The organism is Pollutimonas sp. M17, assembly GCF_025836975.1.
Classification (GTDB): Bacteria; Pseudomonadota; Gammaproteobacteria; order Burkholderiales; family Burkholderiaceae_B.
In genome coordinates this window covers 780725-804406 of sequence record NZ_CP107548.1, presented here as the reverse complement: position 1 = coordinate 804406, position 23682 = coordinate 780725, and the positions used below count along the sequence as shown (strand labels likewise).

At 59.7% G+C, this 23682-nt stretch carries 20 protein-coding genes, 2 tRNA genes, 3 rRNA genes and 1 other RNA gene; 9 read left to right on the top strand and 17 right to left on the bottom strand.

Annotation, left to right across the window (positions count from 1 at the left end):
- Nucleotides 1-11 precede the first annotated feature (11 nt).
- Nucleotides 12-1211, bottom strand: a complete 1200-nt coding sequence (locus OEG81_RS03900) for a M20 aminoacylase family protein (protein ID WP_264131418.1) — start codon at nucleotides 1209-1211, stop codon at nucleotides 12-14.
- A gap of 206 nt (nucleotides 1212-1417) precedes the next feature.
- Between OEG81_RS03900 and OEG81_RS03895 the strand changes: the two genes are divergently transcribed.
- Nucleotides 1418-1690, top strand: a complete 273-nt coding sequence (locus OEG81_RS03895; RefSeq protein WP_264131417.1) for an SWIB/MDM2 domain-containing protein — start codon at nucleotides 1418-1420, stop codon at nucleotides 1688-1690.
- An 85-nt stretch (nucleotides 1691-1775) separates the two neighbouring features.
- On the opposite strand, the gene OEG81_RS03890 is transcribed toward OEG81_RS03895, so the two are convergent.
- The 6 genes from OEG81_RS03890 to OEG81_RS03865 all read right to left on the bottom strand — a co-directional run bounded on the left by OEG81_RS03890 (nucleotide 1776) and on the right by OEG81_RS03865 (nucleotide 7803).
- Nucleotides 1776-2141 carry a DUF4870 family protein gene (locus OEG81_RS03890; RefSeq protein WP_264131416.1) on the bottom strand — a complete coding sequence of 122 codons (366 nt, stop codon included), beginning with the start codon at nucleotides 2139-2141 and terminating at the stop codon, nucleotides 1776-1778.
- Nucleotides 2142-2407: 266 nt separating this feature from the next.
- Nucleotides 2408-2520, bottom strand: a 5S ribosomal RNA gene (gene rrf / locus OEG81_RS03885).
- 214 nt (nucleotides 2521-2734) lie between these two features.
- Nucleotides 2735-5621 (bottom strand): 23S ribosomal RNA (locus OEG81_RS03880).
- A gap of 370 nt (nucleotides 5622-5991) precedes the next feature.
- Nucleotides 5992-6067 (bottom strand) — tRNA-Ala (locus tag OEG81_RS03875).
- A gap of 18 nt (nucleotides 6068-6085) precedes the next feature.
- Nucleotides 6086-6162: transfer RNA gene (locus tag OEG81_RS03870), tRNA-Ile, on the bottom strand.
- Between the two features lie 108 nt (nucleotides 6163-6270).
- A 16S ribosomal RNA gene (locus OEG81_RS03865) occupies nucleotides 6271-7803 on the bottom strand.
- The 16S, 23S and 5S rRNA genes sit together here with 2 tRNA genes alongside, the layout of an rRNA operon.
- Nucleotides 7804-8446: 643 nt before the next feature.
- Between OEG81_RS03865 and OEG81_RS03860 the strand changes: the two genes are divergently transcribed.
- Nucleotides 8447-8665: a hypothetical protein gene (locus OEG81_RS03860; RefSeq protein ID WP_264131415.1), complete on the top strand. Its 219-nt coding sequence runs from the start codon at nucleotides 8447-8449 to the stop codon at nucleotides 8663-8665.
- Nucleotides 8666-9178: 513 nt separating this feature from the next.
- On the opposite strand, the gene OEG81_RS03855 is transcribed toward OEG81_RS03860, so the two are convergent.
- The gene (locus OEG81_RS03855) at nucleotides 9179-9655 is read right to left on the bottom strand and encodes an Lrp/AsnC family transcriptional regulator (protein WP_264131414.1); all 477 of its coding nucleotides are present in this window, start codon (nucleotides 9653-9655) and stop codon (nucleotides 9179-9181) included.
- Between the two features lie 151 nt (nucleotides 9656-9806).
- Between OEG81_RS03855 and hppD the strand changes: the two genes are divergently transcribed.
- Entirely contained in the window at nucleotides 9807-10919 is a 1113-nt protein-coding gene (hppD, locus tag OEG81_RS03850) for a 4-hydroxyphenylpyruvate dioxygenase (protein WP_264131413.1), read from the top strand.
- A gap of 92 nt (nucleotides 10920-11011) precedes the next feature.
- Nucleotides 11012-11977: a nucleoside recognition domain-containing protein gene (locus tag OEG81_RS03845; protein WP_264131412.1), complete on the top strand. Its 966-nt coding sequence runs from the start codon at nucleotides 11012-11014 to the stop codon at nucleotides 11975-11977.
- A 35-nt stretch (nucleotides 11978-12012) separates the two neighbouring features.
- On the opposite strand, the gene msrA is transcribed toward OEG81_RS03845, so the two are convergent.
- Both msrA and OEG81_RS03835 read right to left on the bottom strand, forming a co-directional pair.
- On the bottom strand, nucleotides 12013-12540 hold the full coding sequence (gene msrA / locus OEG81_RS03840; protein WP_264131411.1) for a peptide-methionine (S)-S-oxide reductase MsrA: 528 nt from the start codon (nucleotides 12538-12540) through the stop codon (nucleotides 12013-12015).
- A gap of 9 nt (nucleotides 12541-12549) precedes the next feature.
- Nucleotides 12550-12897: a c-type cytochrome gene (locus OEG81_RS03835; protein ID WP_412034100.1), complete on the bottom strand. Its 348-nt coding sequence runs from the start codon at nucleotides 12895-12897 to the stop codon at nucleotides 12550-12552.
- Between the two features lie 104 nt (nucleotides 12898-13001).
- Here OEG81_RS03835 and lgt point away from each other — a divergent pair, with 104 nt between their 5' ends.
- Complete coding sequence (gene lgt / locus OEG81_RS03830; protein ID WP_264131410.1) at nucleotides 13002-13799, top strand: prolipoprotein diacylglyceryl transferase; 798 nt, start codon at nucleotides 13002-13004, stop codon at nucleotides 13797-13799.
- On the opposite strand, the gene OEG81_RS03825 is transcribed toward lgt, so the two are convergent.
- The 4 genes from OEG81_RS03825 to OEG81_RS03810 all read right to left on the bottom strand — a co-directional run bounded on the left by OEG81_RS03825 (nucleotide 13750) and on the right by OEG81_RS03810 (nucleotide 15490).
- Nucleotides 13750-14487, bottom strand: a complete 738-nt coding sequence (locus OEG81_RS03825; protein WP_264131409.1) for an SIMPL domain-containing protein — start codon at nucleotides 14485-14487, stop codon at nucleotides 13750-13752. The genes lgt and OEG81_RS03825 overlap by 50 nt on opposite strands.
- A gap of 47 nt (nucleotides 14488-14534) precedes the next feature.
- A non-coding RNA gene (ssrS, locus tag OEG81_RS03820) (6S RNA) lies at nucleotides 14535-14717 on the bottom strand.
- A 47-nt stretch (nucleotides 14718-14764) separates the two neighbouring features.
- A complete protein-coding gene (locus tag OEG81_RS03815; protein WP_264131408.1) occupies nucleotides 14765-15079 on the bottom strand; it encodes a cell division protein ZapA in 315 nt (104 codons plus the stop codon).
- A 6-nt stretch (nucleotides 15080-15085) separates the two neighbouring features.
- Nucleotides 15086-15490 (bottom strand): hypothetical protein, encoded by a 405-nt coding sequence (locus tag OEG81_RS03810; RefSeq protein WP_264131407.1) that lies wholly within the window; start codon nucleotides 15488-15490, stop codon nucleotides 15086-15088.
- A gap of 335 nt (nucleotides 15491-15825) precedes the next feature.
- On the opposite strand from OEG81_RS03810, the gene OEG81_RS03805 reads away from it, so the two are divergent.
- From OEG81_RS03805 to OEG81_RS03795, 3 genes are all read left to right on the top strand, one after another.
- Complete coding sequence (locus tag OEG81_RS03805) at nucleotides 15826-16287, top strand: tripartite tricarboxylate transporter TctB family protein (RefSeq protein WP_264131406.1); 462 nt, start codon at nucleotides 15826-15828, stop codon at nucleotides 16285-16287.
- A gap of 13 nt (nucleotides 16288-16300) precedes the next feature.
- Nucleotides 16301-17806 (top strand): tripartite tricarboxylate transporter permease, encoded by a 1506-nt coding sequence (locus tag OEG81_RS03800; protein WP_264131405.1) that lies wholly within the window; start codon nucleotides 16301-16303, stop codon nucleotides 17804-17806.
- A 362-nt stretch (nucleotides 17807-18168) separates the two neighbouring features.
- Nucleotides 18169-19074: an NAD(P)-dependent oxidoreductase gene (locus OEG81_RS03795; protein WP_264131404.1), complete on the top strand. Its 906-nt coding sequence runs from the start codon at nucleotides 18169-18171 to the stop codon at nucleotides 19072-19074.
- Nucleotides 19075-19087: 13 nt separating this feature from the next.
- Here the strand turns inward: OEG81_RS03795 and OEG81_RS03790 are convergent, their stop codons facing one another.
- From OEG81_RS03790 to OEG81_RS03780, 3 genes are read right to left on the bottom strand one after another with little or no spacing between them, the layout of a single operon-like run.
- On the bottom strand, nucleotides 19088-20575 hold the full coding sequence (locus OEG81_RS03790) for a sensor histidine kinase (RefSeq protein ID WP_264131403.1): 1488 nt from the start codon (nucleotides 20573-20575) through the stop codon (nucleotides 19088-19090).
- Nucleotides 20576-20587: 12 nt separating this feature from the next.
- The gene (locus tag OEG81_RS03785; protein WP_264131402.1) at nucleotides 20588-21265 is read right to left on the bottom strand and encodes a response regulator; all 678 of its coding nucleotides are present in this window, start codon (nucleotides 21263-21265) and stop codon (nucleotides 20588-20590) included.
- The gene (locus OEG81_RS03780; protein ID WP_264131401.1) at nucleotides 21246-21815 is read right to left on the bottom strand and encodes an RNA pyrophosphohydrolase; all 570 of its coding nucleotides are present in this window, start codon (nucleotides 21813-21815) and stop codon (nucleotides 21246-21248) included. The genes OEG81_RS03785 and OEG81_RS03780 overlap by 20 nt, the downstream gene beginning before the upstream one ends.
- Before the next feature lie 65 nt (nucleotides 21816-21880).
- Here OEG81_RS03780 and OEG81_RS03775 point away from each other — a divergent pair, with 65 nt between their 5' ends.
- Nucleotides 21881-23614 (top strand): proline--tRNA ligase, encoded by a 1734-nt coding sequence (locus OEG81_RS03775; protein ID WP_264131400.1) that lies wholly within the window; start codon nucleotides 21881-21883, stop codon nucleotides 23612-23614.
- Nucleotides 23615-23682: the final 68 nt, after the last annotated feature.

Here is a 23682-nt window from a genome sequence, read left to right as displayed (position 1 = left end):
AAAGTAGCGCCTCAGGGCTGTTCGGCCAGCGGCAGGGCGCGCTCGACCAGGCGGCAGAACATGGCGCTGCCCGCCGGTATGACCGCGTCGTTGAAGTCGAAAGCGGAATTATGCAATACGCAGCCTTTCTCCGCTCCGCCTTGTCCAAGCCGGAAATAGGCGCCCGGCCGCTGCTGCAGCATGAAGGAAAAGTCTTCCGACCCCATGGAAGGCACCAGGTTGGGCACCACCATATCGGCGCCGAAAAGCTCCGTGGCCACATCCGCCACGAATTCGGCATGCTCGGGCGTGTTCACCGTGGCGGGAAACAGGCGATGATAACGGAAGTCGATGGTGGCCTTGAAGGCGGCGGCGATCCCCGCCACGACCTCTTCCATGCGTTGTATCACCTGCTCTTGCACCACGGGGCTGAAGGTGCGCACCGTGCCGACCATGCGGGCGTCCTTGGGAATGACGTTCATCGCCTGCAGGTTGCCGGCGTTCACGGCGGCCACGGTCACCACCGCCGATTCAGGGGCGGGCACATTGCGCGAGACGATGGTCTGCAAGGCCGTGATCAGCTGCGCGGCGATCACCACCGGGTCGTTGGTCTGGTAGGCGTGCGCCCCATGCCCGCCCCGGCCCTGTATGTGGATCTCGAAGTGGTCGGCGGCGGCCATCATGGGGCCGGGGTTTACCCCTATGACTCCGGGAGGCAGTCCGGGCCAGTTATGCAGCGCATAGATGGCGTCGCAGGGAAAGCGCTCGAACAAGCCGTCGTCCAGCATGGCCTTGGAGCCCCCCAGGCCTTCTTCGGCGGGCTGGAATATCAGCACCACCCGTCCGTCGAAATTGCGCGTCTCGGCCAGATAGCGCGCCGCGCCCAGCAGCACCGTGGTGTGGCCGTCGTGGCCGCAGGCGTGCATGACCCCGACATTGGTGGACGCATACGGGGCCTCGCCCTGCTCCAGTATGGGCAGGGCGTCCATGTCGGCCCGCAAGCCTATGGAGCGCCCGCTGGTGTTGCGCTTGCCATCCAGCACGCCCACGACACCCGTCTTGCCCACGTTGCGGTGTACCTGATACCCCAGGGCGCTCAGGGAACTGGCCACCAGGCCGGCCGTCCGGACTTCTTGAAAGCCCAGCTCCGGATGGGCATGGATGTCCTGCCTGAATGCCGTCAGTTCGCCATGGTAGCGGCTGATCGCCTCCAACACACTCTTTGCGTACATCGACTGAATACTCCTGCTAAGGGCCGCAGCAGCGCCTGCGCTGTTCGATCCAAAACATTACCATAAGGCGCCCCGGCCCACCGTTTTTTTCTTCAGCCCCGATTTTCGGACATATTCTTGTTCACAAATTGCTTTGTCTTTACCGGTTTCTCACGTTATGCTGCGAGGGAAGCGTTTTTATCAACTATCAGTTAGGAGCCCTGTTCATGGCAACAACCGAGAAACCCGCCCGTAAACCCAATGCGGCGTTCATGAAGCCACTTACCCCTAGCGCTACCTTAGCTGCCATTATCGGTCCCGAGGCAGTCCCACGCACCGAAGTCACCAAGAAAATCTGGGACTACATCAAGAAACACGATCTGCAAGATCCGAAAAACCGCCGCAACATCAATGCCGACGCCAAATTGCGTCCCTTGTTCGGAAAAGACCAGGTCTCCATGTTCGAGTTGACCAAGCTCGTCAGCGGCCACCTGAAGTAAAAATCGCTACCGGGCCTTTGCCCGCAAGATCAAAAAAACGCTGCCTGGCAAGAACCAGGCAGCGTTTTTTTGTGTATGGCGCTTCTTAATATTCAGCAACCGGGGGCAGGCCGGAAAGCAGTGCCAGCCAGCCCTTGATCACGCGGTACACGATCCAGACCAGGGCGATCAGGCCGGTAAGCCAGCCTATGAAGATGAACGTGGCCAGGGCGCTAAGAACGACCCAAAGCAGCCCCCACCAGAAGGTCTTGATGACCCAGTCGAAATGGTTGGCATAGACGGTTCCGGCGGCATCCCCGCGTTTCAGGTAGGCCAGCACCACGGCGGCGATGGTTGCCACGCCGAAAAATCCGGCGCTGAGCAGGCCCAGGGAAAACAAGCCATAGATGAGGTGCGTCAGGTTGCGCGTGGACATGCCCTTGCCGTCTTCCGGCGGATACGCCTGGGTCATACAAACCTCCGAAAATACCAAAATAGGGTGGATCGCCCGATGGCGAATTGCCAATTTGGCATTTTACCCGACTTGCAGCCTTTATATTCCGCCGCCGAGTCTTCCGCCGCCGGCCAGTCGCGCGCCGGCGTCCGGCCCGTGGGCACGGGCCCGGTGTACACAGGCGGCCCGCGGCGGCACCGGCGCGTGACGTGGGCGCTGGGTTTTTCGCCGCCCCAAAAACAAAACCCCTCGCTTTGTGGGGCGAGGGGTTTTGAGCAATAAGAGCCTGACGATGACCTACTTTCACAGACGTACGTCCACTATCATCGGCGCGAAGGCGTTTCACGGTCCTGTTCGGGATGGGAAGGAGTGGGACCACCTTGCTATGGTCGTCAAGCGTAACCGAGTGTCATCGCCGCGTTGGGGCGGCAATGACGAATCTGGGAAGAAGCACCGCGCCTTGGGGCAGTCCGGTTGCCCGGGCCCTAGGGGTGTAATTAGGGTGTTGATCACGGCGTACGGGCCGCGATGGGGTTGCGTACCGGTCAACCCACGGTACGACTTTTCATTTGTTTGAACGGCACTTGAACACGTACAACCTACAAGGTTATAGGATCAAGCCGCACGGGCAATTAGTACTGGTTAGCTACACGCATTACTGCGCTTCCACACCCAGCCTATCAACGTCCTGGTCTCGAACGACCCTTCAGGGGGGTCTAGCCCCCGGGATACCTAATCTTCAGACGAGTTTCCCGCTTAGATGCCTTCAGCGGTTATCTCTTCCGTACATAGCTACTCGGCAATGCCATTGGCATGACAACCGATACACCAGCGGTACGTCCACTCCGGTCCTCTCGTACTAGGAGCAGGCTCCGTCAAGTATCCAACGCCCACGGCAGATAGGGACCAAACTGTCTCACGACGTTTTAAACCCAGCTCACGTACCTCTTTAAATGGCGAACAGCCATACCCTTGGGACCGGCTACAGCCCCAGGATGAGATGAGCCGACATCGAGGTGCCAAACACCGCCGTCGATATGAACTCTTGGGCGGTATCAGCCTGTTATCCCCAGAGTACCTTTTATCCGTTGAGCGATGGCCCTTCCATTCAGAACCACCGGATCACTATGTCCTGCTTTCGCACCTGTTCGACGTGTCAGTCTCACAGTCAAGCACGCTTATGCCATTGCACTATCAGCACGATTTCCGACCGTACCTAGCGTACCTTCGAACTCCTCCGTTACACTTTAGGAGGAGACCGCCCCAGTCAAACTGCCCACCATGCACTGTCCCCAACCCGGATAACGGGCCAAGGTTAGAACCGCAAACAAACCAGGGTGGTATTTCAAGGATGGCTCCATAAGCTCTGGCGAGCCTACTTCAACGCCTCCCACCTATCCTACACAGGCCGGTTCACAGTCCAATGCAAAGCTACAGTAAAGGTTCATGGGGTCTTTCCGTCTAGCCGCGGGTAGATTGCATCATCACAAACACTTCAACTTCGCTGAGTCTCAGGAGGAGACAGTGTGGCCATCGTTACGCCATTCGTGCAGGTCGGAACTTACCCGACAAGGAATTTCGCTACCTTAGGACCGTTATAGTTACGGCCGCCGTTTACCGGGGCTTCGATCAAGAGCTTGCACCCCATCACTTAACCTTCCGGCACCGGGCAGGCGTCACACCCTATACGTCCACTTTCGTGTTAGCAGAGTGCTGTGTTTTTAATAAACAGTCGCAGCCACCGATTCTCTGTGACCCCGTCATGCTCGGCGCGCAGGCGCTTCACACTACCAGGGTATACCTTCTCCCGAAGTTACGGTATCAATTTGCCGAGTTCCTTCTCCTGAGTTCTCTCAAGCGCCTTGGAATATTCATCCCGTCCACCTGTGTCGGTTTGCGGTACGGTCTCGTGAGACTGAAGCTTAGAGGCTTTTCTTGGAACTGCTTCCGATCAGTTTAGGACCGAAGTCCTATTCAGCCACACCCTTGAATTACGCGCCCGGATTTACCTAAGCGCCTTCTATGATGCAGCAACGGGGACATCCAACACCCCGATGACCTTGCAGCAATCCGTCCCCCCATCGCATCTCACGACGGTGCTGGAATATTAACCAGCTTCCCATCAGCTACGCATCTCTGCCTCGCCTTAGGGGCCGACTCACCCTGCGCCGATGAACGTTGCGCAGGAAACCTTGGACTTACGGCGAGGGGGCTTTTCACCCCCTTTATCGCTACTCATGTCAGCATTCGCACTTCTGATACCTCCAGCAGACTTTACAATCTGCCTTCACAGGCTTACAGAACGCTCTCCTACCGCGTATATCAACGATATACACCCGCAGCTTCGGTCTATGGCTTAGCCCCGTTACATCTTCCGCGCAGGACGACTCGATCAGTGAGCTATTACGCTTTCTTTAAAGGATGGCTGCTTCTAAGCCAACCTCCTGACTGTCTATGCCTTCCCACTTCGTTTCCCACTTAGCCATAGTTTGGGACCTTAGCTGGCGGTCTGGGTTGTTTCCCTCTTGAGTCCGGACGTTAGCACCCGGTGCTCTGTCTCCCACGCTGCTACTTGCCGGTATTCGGAGTTTGCCATAGGTTGGTAAGTCGCCATGACCCCCTAGCTATAACAGTGCTCTACCCCCGGCAGTAATACGTGAGGCACTACCTAAATAGTTTTCGGAGAGAACCAGCTATTTCCAGGCTTGTTTAGCCTTTCACCCCTATCCACAGCTCATCCCCTAATTTTTCAACATTAGTGGGTTCGGTCCTCCAGCACGTGTTACCGTGCCTTCAACCTGGCCATGGATAGATCGCCTGGTTTCGGGTCTACACCCAGCGACTGAATCGCCCTATTCGGACTCGCTTTCGCTACGCCTTCCCTATTCGGTTAAGCTTGCCACTGAATGTAAGTCGCTGACCCATTATACAAAAGGTACGCAGTCACGGGACGAGCCCGCTCCTACTGTTTGTATGCACACGGTTTCAGGATCTATTTCACTCCCCTTCCGGGGTTCTTTTCGCCTTTCCCTCACGGTACTGGTTCACTATCGGTCGATCACGAGTATTTAGCCTTGGAGGATGGTCCCCCCATCTTCAGACAGGATTTCACGTGTCCCGCCCTACTTGTCTGACGCCTAGTTCCACCGCCTGGGTTTCGTCTACAGGGCTATCACCTGCTATGGCCGCGCTTTCCATCGCGTTCGACTACCCAGACGGCTAAAACGTCAAGGCTGTTCCGAGTTCGCTCGCCGCTACTATCGGAATCTCGGTTGATTTCTTTTCCTCGAGCTACTGAGATGTTTCAGTTCACCCGGTTCGCTTCCACTGGCCTATGTATTCAGCCAGGGATACCCTCTTGCGAGGGTGGGTTTCCCCATTCGGACATCGGCGGATCAAAGCTTGTTTGCCAGCTCCCCGCCGCATTTCGCAGGCTACCACGTCCTTCATCGCCTGTGATCGCCAAGGCATCCACCATGTGCACTTAGTCGCTTGATCCTATAACGTTATAGGTTATAGAAACACTTGAGCATGCGTGTTTGTGCCGTTCATCATTTTCAAAGGCCGTATCCTTTCGAATACGTATTTTTGAGAACTATTTGAACAAAATTGTTAATGCAATCACAACCCGTACTTACGTGTCGCCTGCCTAATTAATAGCGCAGACGCACACCATAATTACTTCGTTGTGCTTCTTCCAGATTGTTAAAGAACGAGTAATACCATTAAATCCGTAGATTTAACGAGCAGTGCTTTAGCCTTGAACTGGCCTAAAACCCTCTTCGTTAACCCCACTACCCAGCCGACAAGTGCGTTGCACCACCTTGACACCGTACTACCCACACGCGCTTACCTTCACCCAAGAAGGTGGTGGAGGATGACGGGATCGAACCGACGACCCCCTGCTTGCAAAGCAGGTGCTCTCCCAGCTGAGCTAATCCCCCGCAGCGATAAAATCGTACTGGTGGGTCAAGTTGGAATCGAACCAACGACCCCCGCCTTATCAAGACGGTGCTCTAACCGACTGAGCTACTGACCCAGTGTGCGCCCCAAGCAACTGGCTTGGCACGTAACCTTGTCGTGGCTTACTCTTTCTAATCAAACAGCCAATAAGTGTGGACGCTTTCGCTTCGTGTGCGTCGCTCTGAAAGGAGGTGATCCAGCCGCACCTTCCGATACGGCTACCTTGTTACGACTTCACCCCAGTCATGAATCCTACCGTGGTAATCGCCCTCCTTGCGGTTAGGCTAACTACTTCTGGTAAAACCCACTCCCATGGTGTGACGGGCGGTGTGTACAAGACCCGGGAACGTATTCACCGCGACATGCTGATCCGCGATTACTAGCGATTCCGACTTCATGCAGGCGAGTTGCAGCCTGCAATCCGGACTACGATCGGGTTTCTGGGATTGGCTCCCCCTCGCGGGTTGGCGACCCTCTGTCCCGACCATTGTATGACGTGTGAAGCCCTACCCATAAGGGCCATGAGGACTTGACGTCATCCCCACCTTCCTCCGGTTTGTCACCGGCAGTCTCATTAGAGTGCCCTTTCGTAGCAACTAATGACAAGGGTTGCGCTCGTTGCGGGACTTAACCCAACATCTCACGACACGAGCTGACGACAGCCATGCAGCACCTGTGTTCCGGTTCTCTTGCGAGCACTGCCAAATCTCTTCGGCATTCCAGACATGTCAAGGGTAGGTAAGGTTTTTCGCGTTGCATCGAATTAATCCACATCATCCACCGCTTGTGCGGGTCCCCGTCAATTCCTTTGAGTTTTAATCTTGCGACCGTACTCCCCAGGCGGTCAACTTCACGCGTTAGCTGCGCTACTAAGGCCCGAAGGCCCCAACAGCTAGTTGACATCGTTTAGGGCGTGGACTACCAGGGTATCTAATCCTGTTTGCTCCCCACGCTTTCGTGCATGAGCGTCAGTATTATCCCAGGGGGCTGCCTTCGCCATCGGTATTCCTCCACATCTCTACGCATTTCACTGCTACACGTGGAATTCTACCCCCCTCTGACATACTCTAGCTCGGCAGTTAAAAATGCAGTTCCAAAGTTAAGCTCTGGGATTTCACATCTTTCTTTCCGAACCGCCTGCGCACGCTTTACGCCCAGTAATTCCGATTAACGCTTGCACCCTACGTATTACCGCGGCTGCTGGCACGTAGTTAGCCGGTGCTTATTCTGCAGGTACCGTCAGTGACACCCGGTATTAGCCGGTGCCGTTTCTTCCCTGCCAAAAGTGCTTTACAACCCGAAGGCCTTCATCGCACACGCGGGATGGCTGGATCAGGGTTGCCCCCATTGTCCAAAATTCCCCACTGCTGCCTCCCGTAGGAGTCTGGGCCGTGTCTCAGTCCCAGTGTGGCTGGTCGTCCTCTCAAACCAGCTACAGATCGTTGCCTTGGTAGGCCTTTACCCCACCAACTAGCTAATCTGATATCGGCCGCTCCAATAGTGAGAGGTCTTGCGATCCCCCCCTTTCCCCCGTAGGGCGTATGCGGTATTAGCCACGCTTTCGCGTAGTTATCCCCCGCTACTGGGCACGTTCCGATATATTACTCACCCGTTCGCCACTCGCCGCCAGAACCGAAGTTCCGCGCTGCCGTTCGACTTGCATGTGTAAAGCATCCCGCTAGCGTTCAATCTGAGCCAGGATCAAACTCTTCAGTTCAATCTCTGTATAAATCGTAATTTCCATCCTGCCCAAAGGGCAAGTGGTCATACGTCGCGTTTCGCTCAAAGAAAAAGACAAGATTTTAATTACTTAAAACCTTACTTCTTCAATTGTGCGAGCACTTGATATAAATTTGGCGAGCCTTTCGTGAGAAAGGTTGCACACTCATGCCAAGCGCCCACACTTATCGGCTGTTAAATTGTTAAAGAGCGTTTACTGCCCGGCCCCGCCCATTGACAGGTGACCGTTACCGCTAAATTCCGTACTACCCTGACCCGCACCGCACCCGGTGTTTGCGACCGGTGCGTTGCTGTGTCAGCAGCAGAGAAACGAGATTATGAAGCAGTTTTTTAAGCTTGTCAAGTCGGGGTTCGTCGCGTTGGCCTCAAAGCCTAAACCGCCAAACCGCCACGTGGGACAGCTACTGCCTCGCACTCGTGCCGCGCCTCCGAACCCGTTTGGGTCACTGCGGCCAAGCCCGTAAGCTTACCACAGTTCGATGCGCCGCATCCCTGCGCTTCGCCGCGCACCGCCCACAAAAAAGCCCGTAACTCCAAGGACTTGGATCGTCTGCGTCGCTAGGGAAAACCCTAGTGCGTGTGCTGCGAAGAACAGAACTATAGCACAGCTTTTTGAGCCCATGCAAATCGAAACCGGCCAAATTCCCTCAAAATCCCCGCCCCCACCCGCACCCCTGCGCCAAGCCCTTGAAATACCAGTGCAATCTTTTTTTAAGAAAATGGAAATAATTTTGGCGACCAGGGCAATTGTTGCGGAAAAAGCCTGGCAACAGTCTGAATTGGATATCGGCAGACCGGTTTTCGTCCTGCTTTTTGAAGCACGAGCGTCGAAAGAATGATTCCGCCTGGCCTTCCGTACGAAAAAACGCGCATTCACACGCTTGGCCGCATATCGGTACGGCGTATTCATATAAGCCCTAAGCCAGCGCGTCCAAAGCCCGGTGTGCTTTCACATCAAATTGGCGGCCCTCTATCTGTAGACCCTTATCTCTATATAGATCGCCGCATATCGATTCCGCTCTATCTCTACACATCCGCTCCAGACTCTCTATATATAGGAGAGACCTCTTTCTATAGGAGGAACCTCTTCCATACACAGCTTGCTCACGGTCGTCCACCGTTCAAGCCCGCCGTCGAAGCAACTTGCTCTATATATATAGTGGATGTAAGCCCGGGAACTGAGCCCAAGAGCAGCGGCCGCCGGCCCATACACTGGCCCGGGCCAAGCGGAGTGCCGCCCCGACCTGGCCATACTGCTTCCACGGTCCGGCCCCGGGTAAGGAGGACAGGCCGCAGCACCGCGGATGCATGGCGGTCGGTCACCACAGTGCCGAACCAGCCCGCCGCAATGGCTAGACCGAGATAACCGTCGTCTCTTTGATATGCTGCAAGGTAAAGCTGGACCGCATATCGACCACCGCTGGATGCTGCATCAGCTTGTCCATGGCGAAGCGCGAGAATTCGGTCAGGTCCGTCACCTGCACCCGCAGCAAGTAATCCATATCGCCCGACATGGCATAGCATTCCACCACCTCGGGCCAGGTCTGCACGTCGCGGGCGAAATCCGACACCGGCGAATGGCTGGCCCGGAACACCTTGTTGAGCCGTATGGTCACGTAGGCCAGCAGCTTCAGCCCGACTTTATCGGGATCGACCAGTGCGACATAGTTCTGGATATAGCCCTCGTCCTCCAGGCGCCGAACCCGCCGCAGACAGGGGCTGGGCGAAAGCGAAACGCGGTCGGCCAGCTCCTGATTGCTCAGGCGCCCGTTGCGCTGCAATTCCATCAATATTTGCCGGTCTATCCTGTCCAGATCATTTTGAGCCATAAAACACCCGTATTTCCATGAATATGGGTATTAAATTGCTTTGAAGCAGTTATTTCAAGCCATATTCGCAATCGCCTGCCAGCACTTATTTTCTACAATTTCGGCATCGACATCTATATTGACTCACATCAGGAAACTCCGGAGCAAAGACATGAGCACCTCCTTCCAACCCTGGGACAACCCCATGGGAACCGCCGGCTTCGAATTCATTGAATACACCGCACCCGATCCCGTTGCGCTGGGCAAAGTATTCGAGACCCTGGGCTTCAAGGCCATTGCCCGCCACCGCAACAAGAACGTGACCCTTTACCGCCAGGGCGGCATCAACTTCCTGATCAATGCGGAACCGGATTCCTTCGCCCAGCGCTTTGCCCGGCTGCACGGCCCGTCGATCTGTGCGATTGCCTTCCGGGTGGACGATGCCGCCAAGGCCTACAAGCGCGCCATCGAACTGGGCGCCTGGGGCTTCGACTCGGGCAGCGGCCCCATGGAACTGAACATCCCCGCCATCAAGGGAATAGGCGATTCCCTGATTTACCTGGTGGACCGCTGGCACGGCAAGGCGGGCCACGGCGGCATCGGCGACATCAGCATCTACGATGTGGATTTCGAGCCTATCGATACCGAGACGGCCCAGGCCGACCTGGACCACCAAGGCGCCGGCCTGGCCATCGTCGACCACCTTACCCATAACGTCCACAAGGGCCGCATGGCGGAATGGGCCGAGTTCTACGAACGCCTGTTCAACTTCCGCGAGGTACGCTACTTCGACATCGAAGGCAAGGTCACCGGCGTGAAGTCCAAGGCCATGACGTCGCCCTGCGGCAATATCCGCATTCCGATCAACGAGGAAGGCACCGAGGAAAAAGGCCAGATCCAGGAATATCTGGATCTGTATCGCGGCGAAGGCATCCAGCACATCGCGCTGGCCACCGACGACATCTACCGCACGGTCGAACAGCTGCGCGCATCCGGCCTGCAATTCCTGGACACGCCCGACACCTATTACGAGCTGCTCGACCGCCGCTTGCCCAACCACGGCGAGGACGTGGACAGGCTGCAGAAGAACAAGATACTGCTGGACGGCGCGGCGGAAGGCGGCTTGCTGCTGCAGATTTTCACCGAGAACCAGATCGGGCCGATCTTCTTCGAGATCATCCAGCGCAAAGGAAACGAAGGCTTCGGCGAAGGCAACTTCAAGGCCTTGTTCGAGTCGATCGAGCTGGACCAGATGCGCCGCGGGGTGCTGAAAAGCGTGGAATAAAGGCGCCACGGGCCGCCTGACCGACAGACGGCCCGTAAACAGATAGAATTCCTTCTTTCACACCGGAACAGGTCGGCGGAAGGAATACATCGATGCAGGCGTACATTATTGCGCTACTGAAGCGCAGCTGGCGAATGTTCGCCACCGTGACCAAAGTCATGCTGCCGGTCATGATTGCCGTGCAAGTGGCGGAGTACTTCGGGCTGGTGGACCTGATCGGGCGGCTGATCGCGCCCGCCATGGCGCTGCTGCATATGCCGCCCGAGGCCGGCATCATCTGGGTCACCACCTTGTTTGTCGGCATCTACGGCGGCCTTGCCACCCTGGCCGGCCTGGCGCATGCGCTGGACATGACGACGGCGCAGCTAAGCGCCCTCTCGGCCATGATGCTGATCGCGCATGCCATACCCGTCGAACAATCCATCGTCCGCCGCGCGGGAGCCGGCTTCGGCGTGACCGCCGCCCTGCGCATAGGAACCGCCATCGTATACGGCGCCGCGGTGTCCTGGGCCTGCCATCTGACGGGCACGCTGTCCGAACCCTTGTCCTTCGAATGGCTGCGCGGATCGTCCTTCCTGCCCGAAGGGCAAACGGCCGGCTATATGGGCTGGATACAGGCCACGGCGTTTTCGCTGCTCCTGACCTTCCTGATCATTGCCGGCCTGGTCATGATTCTGGACGGCATGGATCGCCTGGGCATCACCCGGCGCATAACGGCCGCGATGACGCCGTTGCTGAAAGTATCGGGGCTCAATGCCCAAGTGGCGCCGGTCACGACCGTGGGCGTATTGCTTGGGCTGACTTATGGCGGCGCGCTGATCATCGAGGAGGCGGAAAAACAGAATTTCTCGGCGCGAACCCGGTTTCTGGCCCTGGCATGGCTGTCGTTGTCGCACTCGCTGATCGAAGACACCTTGATTCTGCTGGCGCTGGGCGCGGACATCTGGATCATCCTGGTCGGCCGCGTGGCGATCACGCTGACCATCGTGGCGATCCTGGCCAGGCTTACCGACCGCGGCGACTGGCGCGCAGTCGCCGCAAGCGGGCAGACGCCCTGAGGCCATCGGCGCCAAAGACCGAAGCCGGCCCAAGGCTATGCCGCAAGCAGAGCCGCGTAGCGCTTGCGGAATTTCGCCAGCTTGGGCGAAATCACCGCCTGGCAGTAGCCTTGGTTGGGGTTGCGCAGATAATAATCGCGATGGTAGCTTTCAGCCGGCCAGAAGCGCTCCGCGCCCAGCAGGCGGGTGACCACGCGCTCGCCGGTTTCCGCCTCGAACTGGGCAATCACTTTTTGGGCGATGTCCTTCTGCCGCTCGTCCTGGCAAAAAATGGCCGACGCATATTGCGGGCCCACATCGGCGCCCTGGCGATCGAGCGTGGTCGGATCGTGGGTGGCGAAGAACACCTGCAAAATGGTTTCGAAATCGATGACCTCCGGGTCGAACCGGACGCGCACGACTTCGATATGGCCGGTGGTCTTGGTGCACACCTGCTCGTAGCTGGGATTTTCCACATGGCCGCCGCTGTATCCCGGCTCGACGCTGGCAACGCCGCGCAAGGACTGGAACACCGATTCGGTGCACCAGAAACAACCGCCTCCTAGAATTGCCGTTTCAGACATGCTGACTCCTTATTGATTGGCGGCGGGCTTGCCGCCGGCCAAGGACAGTATCCATGCCGCAAGCAGCCTGGCGTCGGCGGAGCTGACCTGCGGCTGCGCCGGCATGGGCACAGCGCCCCAGCGGCCGCGCCCGCCATTGCGTATGGCACCGGCCAGATAGGCTTCGGCGCCTTCCTGCCCGGTAAAACGCTGGGCAATGACATTGAACGCCGGGCCGACCCGCTTCTTGTCGACTTGATGACAGGCCAGGCAGTTGTTGGCCTTGGCCAGATCGACGCCCGCGACTTGCCCGGAAGCCATCGACGTCCACAACAGGCCCGCCAGGCAGAACAAGGCGGGAAGAAATCTTGAATACATAAATCGGATCTGCATGTAAATGAGAAAGCAGCGGCCTGGGTACCGGTTTGCCGATGCGCGTATCGGGGTATTATCGACGATATTCCATCACCACGACATCATCCATGCTTCAGTATCCGCAAATAGACCCCGTCGCCATACAGTTGGGGCCCGTGGCCGTCCACTGGTACGGCCTGATGTACCTGATCGGTTTCGGCCTTGTCTGGCTGCTGGGCCGCTGGCGCATTCGGCAAGGCAAGACCGATCTGTCCATGCGCGACCTGGAAGACCTGATCTTCTATTGCGTGCTCGGGGTGGTGATCGGCGGGCGGCTGGGTTATGTGCTGTTCTACAAGCCCGGGGATTACCTGGCCAATCCGCTGGAAATCTTCTTCCTCTGGCAAGGCGGCATGTCCTTCCATGGCGGCCTGATCGGCGTTATTGCGGTGCTGCTGCTGTTCGCCCGCAAGCGCGGAAAGACGCTGTTCGAGATCGCGGACTTCATCGCGCCCATGATCCCGCTGGGCCTGGCCGCCGGCCGGCTGGGCAACTTCATAAACGGCGAACTATGGGGACGCCCGACGACGGTTCCCTGGGGCATGGTGTTTCCGCAGGCCGGCGACGGCCTGGCGCGGCATCCGTCGCAACTCTATGAAATGGGCCTGGAAGGTTTCGTGCTGTTCGCGCTGGTGTGGTGGTTTGCCGCCAAGCCGCGCCCCAGCGGCCAGGTCAGCGCGGTGTTCCTGATGGGTTACGGCGCGTTCCGCTTTCTGGTCGAATTCACCCGCGAGCCGGACAACTACCTTGGCCTGCTCGCGGGCGGCTTATCGATGGGCCAGCTTTTGTCGCTGCCCATGATCCTGGCCGGCGCGGTTATTTTTTCCTGGAGCGCAAGAAGATCGAACCCTGGATCGACACGCTGACCATTTCCGTGCCGGCCTCCAGCGGCACGCGCGCGGACTTGTCGGCGGCCATGGCCATCATGCGCGGCGCCGCCTCGTAGCGCGCTCCGGAGCCGCCCAGGTTGATTTCCTTGAGGTCGTAGCCGGCATAGCCGAACGCGTCGGCCAGTGCTTGGGCGCGACCGCGGAATGCCTGGCCCGCCTTTTCCAGCAAGGCCTCTTCCTGCTTGGCCCGCAAGGCCGGCGACACTGAAAATCTGAGATTGGCGATGGGCATGCGATCGCTCAGGCTGGATGCAAGCTTCGACGCCGCGGCGAAATCGGTGGACTCCAGGAAAATCTCGCCCCGGCCGCGCCAGTTGGAAATTTTCCCGTCCTTGTCGTTCATGGGCCAGATGCGATAGTTGCCGCTGGTCGCCTTGATGTTCTCATGGCCTTTGGCCTGCTTCATGACCTCGTCGAGCGTCTTGCTCAAGGCGCTGGCCACGGCGGCTTGCGAGTCGTCGCTGATTTCGGAAGCCAGGGTAATGGTGACCGTGTCCTGCGCGACCTCGGCCACGGCTTCGGCCTGAAGCTGCGCCTGCGGCCATTTCCCCTCATGCCGGTCCCCGCCGGCGTCATGCGCGCCCGCCGTAGCGGCAAAGCCGGCCGACGCGGCGCACAAGGTCAGCGCCAACAACCATTTACCATTCTGCTTGGATAGATACATATTTCATCCTCATAAAGGAAAAGCTCGTCCGAGGACGAGCTTTTTAAAATTGCCCCGCCTGTGCCGTCTAGGCCGGCATCCTGGAACCGAGGGTTCAAGGTGGTCGCCTTCAGTCAAGCTTCGGGTTTTCCATAAATGGAAATCACACCCACTTGTCAATCCAGCAACCTGTATGCCATAAGCATTGGTTCAAGGAATGTATGGCCAAGTCACGAACACGGCAGGGACTAACTGATGAACGCGCGCATTGCGCATTCAGAAAACCTGTTTGATGCACCTACCTTTGGTTTTGAGCGGCAGGCCCGACGACCTGATCAAGCAAATCGTTCATGTCATCAATTTTACGCTTGAAATCGCCAAGCGCAACATTGCTGAGTGGACCATCCGGCGCGCGCAGGGAAAGAAGCTCGGCGGCGATCTGTATTGCGGCCATGACGGCGATGCGTTCATTGCTGGAAACTTTTCCCGACCCCTTGACGCCAAGCATGCGCTGATCCACGTGGCGGACGGCGGCAAGCAAGGATTCTCTTTCAGCGGGCAGGCAGGCCAGGGAATAATCGCGTCCCAAGATGGACACGTCGACGCGTTCCATGTCGTTCTACTCCCGAGGTGCGCCGGGCAGGCGCATTAATATTGAATCGATCTGCTCCTTGGCCTTGTCGGCAACCTGGCGCAGATGAAGCGTGTCGGCCTGGCTGGCGGCCAGGCGCTGTTTGAACGATTCCGACTCGGCGCGGTAGCGGGCCACATCGACTTGCAAGGTGGCCTGGGCGGCCTGCGCTTCAGCCTGATAGGAATGTATCTGCGCCTCGTGGGCGGCTGCGCGTTCGGCCGCGGATGAATATTCGGCTTCGCGGCGCTGCACCTGGTCGCGCAATGCGTCGCGTTCCTGCTCCAGGTTCTTGAGGCGAGCCAGCAACGCGGTACGCTCGCTTTGCAACTGGCGAGTGAACTGCACCATTTGCCCGATGCGGGCAGCGAGAGAGTCGAGATCTTGCAACATGGGCGTTATCGTAAACCATCAAGCCATGACGTGGATAGGGGAAAGTAAAAAGCGATGATAACCTTTCACCGCTCTTTCCATTTCCTTTCAGTATTCTTTCAATCCGGCCCGTCGTCGCGCTGTCATGTCTCCGCAATATGTAATAAACGGATAGTTCGCGGGTAAACCCTAGACGACTGAGGGGAAATCGGGGTTTTCAGCTTATCCCTCGTCCATTACCATTCCTCACCTTTTGGTAATAAAGCAAATGCCATGGCTGGACAGGCTTACGCCACGCCATTCATGGCCTCTTTCAATTACCGGTTCCATCATGCTGTCAGGGAGATTTCGTCAACATGCAGCTCAGAAATAAACAGGACTTCTGGTCCGGTATTATGTTCGTCGCTCTGGGCGTCGGATTTGCGTTGGGCGCAACCAACTACTCAATGGGCACCGCCGCGCGCATGGGCCCAGGCTACTTTCCATTCTGGCTGGGCGTATTGCTTGCGCTCCTGGGAGCCACTGTCGCCCTTGGCGCCATGTCGTCAAAAGCCGAAGAAGTCGAAATGGAAAAATTCGACTGGAAGATCGCCCTCATCATCATCGGATCGGTGGTCGGCTGCGGCATCGTTTTCGATTTCCTTGGCGTGTACATCTCGGTCTTCCTGCTGGTCTTCATCAGCAGCATGGCCAGCCATATATTCGATTGGAGAGTGGCCGCCGCTACAGGCATAGCGCTGGTTCTCTTCACCTGGCTCGCATTCGTTAAGGGCTTGGGACTGATCTTCCCCCTGTGGCCCAGCTTTCTAGGCAATTAAAGGAAACCCGGAAATGGAATTGTTTGAACACCTTGCATTGGGCTTCTCGGTTGCCTTGTCGGTCGAGAACGTCGCGTACTGCCTGCTGGGCTGTCTGCTTGGCACCCTGATCGGCGTGCTGCCGGGCATCGGGCCGGTGCCCACCATCGCCATGCTGCTGCCCATCACCTACGTGCTGCCGCCCGTGGCCGGCCTGATCATGCTGGCCGGCATCTACTACGGCGCCCAGTACGGCGGCTCGACCACCGCCATCCTGGTGGCCCTGCCCGGCGAGACCTCCGCTGTGGTGACCGTCCTGGACGGACACCAGATGGCCCGCAACGGCCGGGCCGGCGCGGCCCTGGCCATCGCCGCCATGGGCTCGTTCTTTGCCGGCTGCTTCGCCACGATTCTGCTGGCCGGCTTTGCGCCGCCCCTGGCCGAAGTGGCCTTCAAGTTCGGTCCCGCCGAGTACTTCTCTCTGATGGTATTGGGCCTGATCGGCGCCGTCGTGCTGGCTTCGGGCTCCCTGCCCAAGGCCATCTGCATGATCCTGCTGGGCCTGCTGCTGGGCATGGTGGGCACCGACGTGAACTCGGGCGTGGCCCGCTACGACTTCGGCATTCCCGAATTGCAGGACGGCATCGACTTTGCCGTGGTCGCCATGGGCGTGTTCGGCTTCGCCGAAATCATGACCAACCTGGAACTGAAGGACCAGCGCGTGGACATCACCGGCAAGGTGGGTTCGCTGTATCCCAACAAGCAGGAGTTCAAGGAAGCCTGGCCGGCCAGCGTGCGCGGCACCGCCCTGGGCTCATCGCTGGGCATCCTGCCCGGCGGCGGCGCAACGCTTTCTTCCTTCGCGTCCTATACGCTGGAAAAGAAGCTGTCCAAGAACCCCGAGCGCTTCGGCAAGGGCCACCCCGCCGGCCTGGCCGGCCCGGAATCGGCCAACAACGCCGCCGCGCAGACCTCCTTCATCCCGCTGCTGACCCTGGGCATCCCGGGTAACGCCGTGACGGCCCTGATGATCGGCGCGATGACCATCCACAACATCCAGCCCGGACCGCAGGTCATGACCAGCCACCCGGACCTGTTCTGGGGCCTGATCGTCTCCATGTGGATCGGCAACCTGATGCTGGTCGTGCTGAACCTGCCGCTGGTCGGCTTGTGGATCAAGCTGCTGAAGGTGCCCTACCGCATCCTGTTCCCGGCCATCCTGGTGTTCTGCACCATCGGTGTGTACTCGCTGAACTACAACGTGTTCGACATCTGGATGACGGCGGCCTTCGGCCTGGTGGGCTACATCTGGGCCAAGCTCAAGTGCGAAGGCGCCCCGCTGCTGCTGGGCCTGGTGCTGGGCCCCATGATGGAAGAGAACTTCCGGCGCGCGCTGCTGCTGGCCCGCGGCGACTACACCACCTTCGTGACGCGGCCGCTGTCCATGTCCCTGCTGATCGCGGCGGCCCTTCTGGTCGTGATCGTGGCGCTGCCCTCCATCAAGAAGAAGCGCGAAGAAGCATTCGTCGAAGAAGGCTGATCCTTCGCTGCCACGACGCCTCAAAGGCAAACAGAACCCACCGCTACGCGGTGGGTTTTTTTTCGCCGGGCCGCCCCAAGGCAAAAGCGCCCCCCTCGGGGGATGAGCCCGGACACAGGAGAGTCCCAATGGACTATCCTGTGCCTGGCGAATCCGAGGGGCATGCAAGCCGCGAGGTGGACAGCGAGCCGACGGCGCAGCGTGGGGGCTTTTTTTCCGCCGGGCCGCCCCAAGGCAAAAAGCGCCCCCTCGGGGGGCAGCAAGCCGAAGGCGCAGCGTGGGGGCTTTTTTTGCAAGCTCCGTAATGATGTAATCTTATGGGCGGAGCACCACGCAAACACCAACCAACGGAGAATAAAGAGATGTCATCCATCAATACCAGGCCCTACGAGTCCCAGTCCGCAACCGAAGTCGCCTTCCTGGGCCTGGGCGTCATGGGCTACCCCATGGCGGGCCACCTGGCCAAGGCGGGACACAAAGTCACGGTCTACAACCGGACCTTCGCCAAGGCCGAGGCCTGGGTCAAGGAATTCGGCGGCACCGCGGCGCGCACGCCCAAAGAAGCCGCCCAGAATGCGCGCATCGTCTTCAGCTGCGTCGGCAACGACGAGGACCTGCGCAGCGTGATGCTGGGGGAAAACGGCGCGCTGGCGGGCATGGAGGCCGGCACGCTGCTGGTGGATCACACGACGGCGTCCGCTGAAGTGGCACGCGAGCTCTACGGCCTGGCCAAACAGAAAGGGGTCGGTTTCGTCGACGCACCGGTGTCGGGCGGCCAGGCCGGCGCCGTCAACGGCAAGCTGACCGTCATGTGCGGTGGAGAGCAGGCGCATTTCGACGCTATTCAGCCTCTGGCCTACAACTTCGCGCAAGCCGTCACTTTGCTGGGCGAGCCCGGAGCGGGTCAACTGGCCAAGATGGTCAACCAGATCTGCATCGCGGGCCTGGTGCAGGGGCTGTCCGAGGCCATTGCCTTCGGCCAGGCCGCCAAGCTGGACATGAAGCAGGTGCTGGATGTGATCAGCAAGGGCGCGGCCCAAAGCTGGCAGATGGAAAACCGCGGCGCCACCATGGTCGACGACAAGTTCGATTTCGGCTTCGCCGTCGACTGGATGCGCAAGGACCTGGGCCTGGTCCTGTCCGAGGCGCGCCGCAATGGCGCCCGCGTGCCGGTAACGGCCCTGGTCGATCAGTTCTATGCCGATGTCCAGAAAATGGGCGGCAATCGCTGGGACACCTCCAGCCTGATCAAGCGCCTGCGCGACTAGCGGGGATCGCGGCTCAGCCCGTATACCTGGGCAGCTTCAGGGTGGCGCACAAGCCCACCCCCCCGCCGGGACAGGGGTCGCCATCCTGAAGCACGATGGTGCCGCGATTGCGTTCGGCATAGGCCAGGGCAATGGCCAGCCCCAGGCCCGACCCGCCCCCGCGCATGCCCTTGCGGGCCGACCCGCCGCGATCGAAGCGCATGAATACGCTTTCGCGCAATGACGGGTCCAGCCCCACCCCGTTGTCGCAGACGCTGACCCAGGCCTGATCTTGCGCAACCCCCGCCGACACCGTGATGGTGCAGCCTTCCCCCGCATGATTGATCGCATTGTGGACCAGGTTGGCGATGGACTCGTGGAGTTCCGCATCGCTGCCCAGGACCCAGGCCTGCGCGCCGTCCTGTCCGTCGGCATCGCCGCCGTCATCGACCCATCCCAGGTCCTGATGCCTTTCGCGCGCCAGGGGCAAGTACTGCAGCACGACTTCGCGCGCCAGGGCATTCAGATCCACCCGGGCCTGCGGCGCCATATCGTTGCGGCTGGCATGCGCCAGCGACAGCAGCTGCTCGGTCAGCCGGGAGGTCCGGCCCAGCTGGGCGATGATGGCCCCCAGCGTTTCCCGCATGCGGTCGATGTCCGGCTCGCGCTTGGCATACTGCGCCTGAGTCCGCATGATGGCCAGCGGCGTGCGCAACTGATGCGATGCATCGGCCAGGAACTGCGCCTGCTTGTCCAGCACCCGCCGGTACAGGTCGATGTGATGATTGACCGCCTTGACCAGGGGCACCACTTCGTGCGGAACCTGGTCGGCGTCGAGCGGCATCAGGTTGTCCACCGCCCGCGCCTTGATTTCGCGCCGCAATTCGCTGAGCGGCCGCAAGGCCCATTCGACGCTGAACCACACCAGCAGAACGGCCAGGATCAGCATGCGCCCGTCGCGGAACAGGCCCAGCCGCCAGGCCTCCTGCTGGGTGCGCAGGCGCATGTCTATGCTTTCACCCACCAGCACGATTACCTGCCGATGCACCCCCTCGTAATGCAGGTCGCGCCATAACGCCACCATACGCACCTCATCGTTGCGGTACATGGCGTTGTAGAACACGGGCATGCCTTCATTGTCGGCCAGCGCCTCGGGCCGTGGCAGGCCATGCATGCCCAGCAGGGTATTGCCCTTGAGCTGCCTGGCGGGCGCCCCGGCCAGGCTGAGCGCCAAGGGCGCGACCTCTTCCACCCTGAAGTATTTCCGATTTCCGGCGCGCGACTCCAGCATGACCTGCGCATAGAACGGGGGATCGATGCGCAGCGTGCCGTCGGGATTGAACTCCACGCTGGTCTCCAGCACCTTGGCCGGTTCCAGCAAGGCGCTGTCGTAGACCTCTTCAGTGACGGCCTTCAGGGCGTCGTAGTCGTTCCAGCTATCGATGAGCAGCAGTGTGATGATGCCCGGAATAAGCAGCGCAAGCAGCCAGAAGCGGATGCTGCCCCGCGGTTTCTGTGTCACCCAGACCATGCGTCAGCCATCTTCGTTGATGCTTTCGAGCATATAGCCCAGGCCCCGCACCGTGACGATGCGCACGTCGCTGCCGGCCAGCTTCTTGCGCAGGCGGTGCAGCACGACCTCGATGGCATCCAGGCTTGCCTCGCTGTCGTGATCGAACACCCTGCTGTAGAGCTGGTTCTTTTCCACCGGCAGGCCGCTGCGTGTGACCAGCACGGCCAGCGCCGCATGTTCGCGCGGCGTCAGGTGCAATATGGCGCCGTCCAGGGAGAAGGCGCGGCTTTCGCTGTCGTAGATCAGCGAGCCGCACTGCATGCGGGGCGCCTGCCGGCCGCGGCTGCGGCGCACGAGCGCCGTCAGCCTGGCTTCGAGCTCTTCCAGCGCAAAAGGCTTGGTCACGAAATCGTCGGCCCCCAGGTTCAGGCCGCGCACCCTGTCCTGCAAGGCGCCCTGGGCGGTCAGGATGAGCACCGGCGTCACGTCGCCCCGATTGCGCATTTCGCGCAGGAGAACCAGCCCGTGCTTGTCGGGCAGGCGCAGATCCATGATGACCGCGTCGTAGTCGGATGTGGACAGCAGATGTTCGGCCGTCTGTGCGTCGGGGGCATGCTCGGGCACGAAACCGCTCTGGGCGAGCGCGCGTTCAAGCCAGGCGGCCATCTCGCGCTCGTCCTCAACCAATAGTACGCGCATGGCCCTTGTTGTCCGGCTGGGGCGCGGCGGCGCGCTGGCTCTGGACGCGCTGCCTGAGATAGCGGGTTTCCTGCCCTCTTTTGAAAAGTATGGCGGCCAGTTCGTTCAGCGCCAAGGTGTAGACCTCGCGCTTGAACTCGATGACGGCCTCGAGCGGAACCCAATAGGAACTCCAGCGCCAGGCATCGAACTCGGGGTTGTGGCTGGCGCGCAGGCACACGTCGGAATCGCGTCCGACCAGCCGGAGCAAAAACCAGATCTGTTTTTGCCCTTTATAGTGGCCACGCGAATCGCGCCGAACAAAATTGCTCGGCACGTTGTAACGCAGCCACTCGCGCGTCCGACCTAATATGCGCACATGCTCGGGCAGCAAGCCCACTTCTTCGTGCAGCTCGCGGTACATGGCCTGAACGGGGCTTTCCCCGTACTTGATGCCCCCTTGCGGAAACTGCCATGCATGCTCCCGAATGCGTTTACCCCAGAAAACCTCGTTTTTCTGATTTACGAGGATAATGCCGACATTAGGACGGTAGCCTTCACGGTCTAACATGGGCCACCCCAAAGCGAATTCAATACAATTACTGTTGATTATACGTATCTGTCGAGATCCCCACCATGCATGCAAGCAAGTATCACATCAATACACTGAAAGAAGCGCCTGCGGAAGCCGAAGTCAAGAGCCATCAGCTCATGACCCGGGCCGGCATGATCCGCAAGGCCGCCGGAGGAATCTACACCTACATGCCGCTGGGGCTGAAGGTCTTGCGCAAGATAGAAGCCATTGTGCGCGAGGAAATGAACCGGGCCGGCGCCATCGAACTGCTGATGCCGGTGGTGCAGCCGGCCGAACTCTGGGTCGAATCGGGCCGCTGGGAGCAATACGGCGCCGAATTGCTGCGCATCAAGGACAGGCATCAGCGCGATTTCGTGCTGCAGCCCACGTCGGAAGAGGTCATTACCGACATTGCCCGCAACGAAATACACAGCTGGCGCCAGCTGCCGCTGAACTTCTATCACATCCAGACCAAGTTCCGCGACGAGCGCCGGCCGCGCTTCGGCCTGATGCGGGGCCGCGAGTTCACCATGAAGGACGCCTATTCCTTCGACCGCGACGAAGCATCCGCCCAGGCCAGCTACGACAGCATGTACGACGCCTACATGCGCATCTTCAAGCGCCTGGGCCTGGAGTTCCGCGCGGTCGCCGCCGATACGGGCTCGATAGGCGGCTCGCGCAGCCATGAATTCCAGGTCATCGCCGATACCGGCGAAGACCTTATCGTCTACAACCCGGACTCCGAATACGCGGCCAATATCGAGCTGGCCGAGGCGGCCTGCCTGATACCGCAGCGCGGTGCCGCCACCGAAGATCTGTTCAAGGCGCCGACGCCCGCCGCGCCCAAATGCGAAATCGTCGCCGAGCAACTGAACAGGCCCCTGACGGACACGGTCAAATCCATCGTTCTGGCCACCGACAGCCCCGAGGCCTCCGGGCAGGCCAGGATATGGCTGCTGCTGCTGCGCGGCGATCACGAACTGAACGAGGTCAAGGCCGGCAAACTGGCCGGCTTCGAAGGCGGCTACCGTTTCGCCACCGAAGAGGAAATCATGGCGGCCTTCGGCTGCGTGCCCGGCTACCTGGGCCCAGTGAATCCCATCGGGCCGGTCACGGTCATTGCCGACCGGACCGTCGCCAACATGAGCAACTTCATTTGCGGGGCCAACCAGGAAGGCTTCCACTACACCGGCGTGAACTGGGGCCGCGACCTGCCCGAGCCCGAAGTCGCCGATCTGCGCAATGTGGTCGCCGGCGACCCCGATCCGCAGGGCGGCCAGTTGGCCATACAGCGGGGCATCGAAGTCGGCCATGTCTTCTTCCTGGGCGACAAGTACTCCAAGGCGCTGGGCGCCACCTTCCTGGAAACCGACGGGAAACCGGCCGTCCTGCAGATGGGCTGCTACGGCATAGGAATCAGCCGCATCGCGGCCGCCGCCATCGAGCAGAACCATGACGAAAAAGGCATCGTCTGGCCCCGTGCCATCGCACCGTTCGAAGCCGTCATCTGCCCCATGGGCTGGCATAAAAGTGAAACAGTCCGCAACGTCGCGCAAACACTCTATGAATCGCTGCGCCAGCAGGGCGTGGACGTCATGCTGGACGACCGCGACACCCGCCCCGGCATCATGTTCGCGGACTGGGAGCTCATCGGCGCTCCGTTGCGCATCACGATCGGAGACCGGGGGCTGAAGGACGGCATCGTCGAAATCCAGACGCGGCGCCAGGAAACGGCCGACAAAGTGGCCGTGGCCGACGCCCTCGCCCATGCGCTGGAGCAGTTAAAATCGCTATGACGCGTGTCCGGGCCGGCAAGACCGGCCCGATATCTTTACGGCACCGGACGGCTGCCGGGCGATGTCAC

Coding starts and splice junctions, on each gene's coding strand:
- OEG81_RS03785 (WP_264131402.1), bottom strand. CDS start 21,265: ATGCGCGTACTATTGGTTGAGGACGAGCGCGAGATGGCCGCCTGGCTT.
- OEG81_RS03810 (WP_264131407.1), bottom strand. CDS start 15,490: ATGTTGCAAGATCTCGACTCTCTCGCTGCCCGCATCGGGCAAATGGTG.
- OEG81_RS03825 (WP_264131409.1), bottom strand. CDS start 14,487: ATGTATCTATCCAAGCAGAATGGTAAATGGTTGTTGGCGCTGACCTTG.
- OEG81_RS03845 (WP_264131412.1), top strand. CDS start 11,012: ATGCAGGCGTACATTATTGCGCTACTGAAGCGCAGCTGGCGAATGTTC.
- msrA (WP_264131411.1), bottom strand. CDS start 12,540: ATGTCTGAAACGGCAATTCTAGGAGGCGGTTGTTTCTGGTGCACCGAA.
- hppD (WP_264131413.1), top strand. CDS start 9,807: ATGAGCACCTCCTTCCAACCCTGGGACAACCCCATGGGAACCGCCGGC.
- OEG81_RS03805 (WP_264131406.1), top strand. CDS start 15,826: ATGCAGCTCAGAAATAAACAGGACTTCTGGTCCGGTATTATGTTCGTC.
- OEG81_RS03815 (WP_264131408.1), bottom strand. CDS start 15,079: ATGGAACGCGTCGACGTGTCCATCTTGGGACGCGATTATTCCCTGGCC.
- OEG81_RS03775 (WP_264131400.1), top strand. CDS start 21,881: ATGCATGCAAGCAAGTATCACATCAATACACTGAAAGAAGCGCCTGCG.
- OEG81_RS03800 (WP_264131405.1), top strand. CDS start 16,301: ATGGAATTGTTTGAACACCTTGCATTGGGCTTCTCGGTTGCCTTGTCG.
- OEG81_RS03895 (WP_264131417.1), top strand. CDS start 1,418: ATGGCAACAACCGAGAAACCCGCCCGTAAACCCAATGCGGCGTTCATG.
- OEG81_RS03780 (WP_264131401.1), bottom strand. CDS start 21,815: ATGTTAGACCGTGAAGGCTACCGTCCTAATGTCGGCATTATCCTCGTA.
- OEG81_RS03890 (WP_264131416.1), bottom strand. CDS start 2,141: ATGACCCAGGCGTATCCGCCGGAAGACGGCAAGGGCATGTCCACGCGC.
- OEG81_RS03855 (WP_264131414.1), bottom strand. CDS start 9,655: ATGGCTCAAAATGATCTGGACAGGATAGACCGGCAAATATTGATGGAA.
- OEG81_RS03795 (WP_264131404.1), top strand. CDS start 18,169: ATGTCATCCATCAATACCAGGCCCTACGAGTCCCAGTCCGCAACCGAA.
- OEG81_RS03835 (WP_412034100.1), bottom strand. CDS start 12,897: ATGTATTCAAGATTTCTTCCCGCCTTGTTCTGCCTGGCGGGCCTGTTG.
- lgt (WP_264131410.1), top strand. CDS start 13,002: ATGCTTCAGTATCCGCAAATAGACCCCGTCGCCATACAGTTGGGGCCC.
- OEG81_RS03860 (WP_264131415.1), top strand. CDS start 8,447: ATGCAAATCGAAACCGGCCAAATTCCCTCAAAATCCCCGCCCCCACCC.
- OEG81_RS03900 (WP_264131418.1), bottom strand. CDS start 1,211: ATGTACGCAAAGAGTGTGTTGGAGGCGATCAGCCGCTACCATGGCGAA.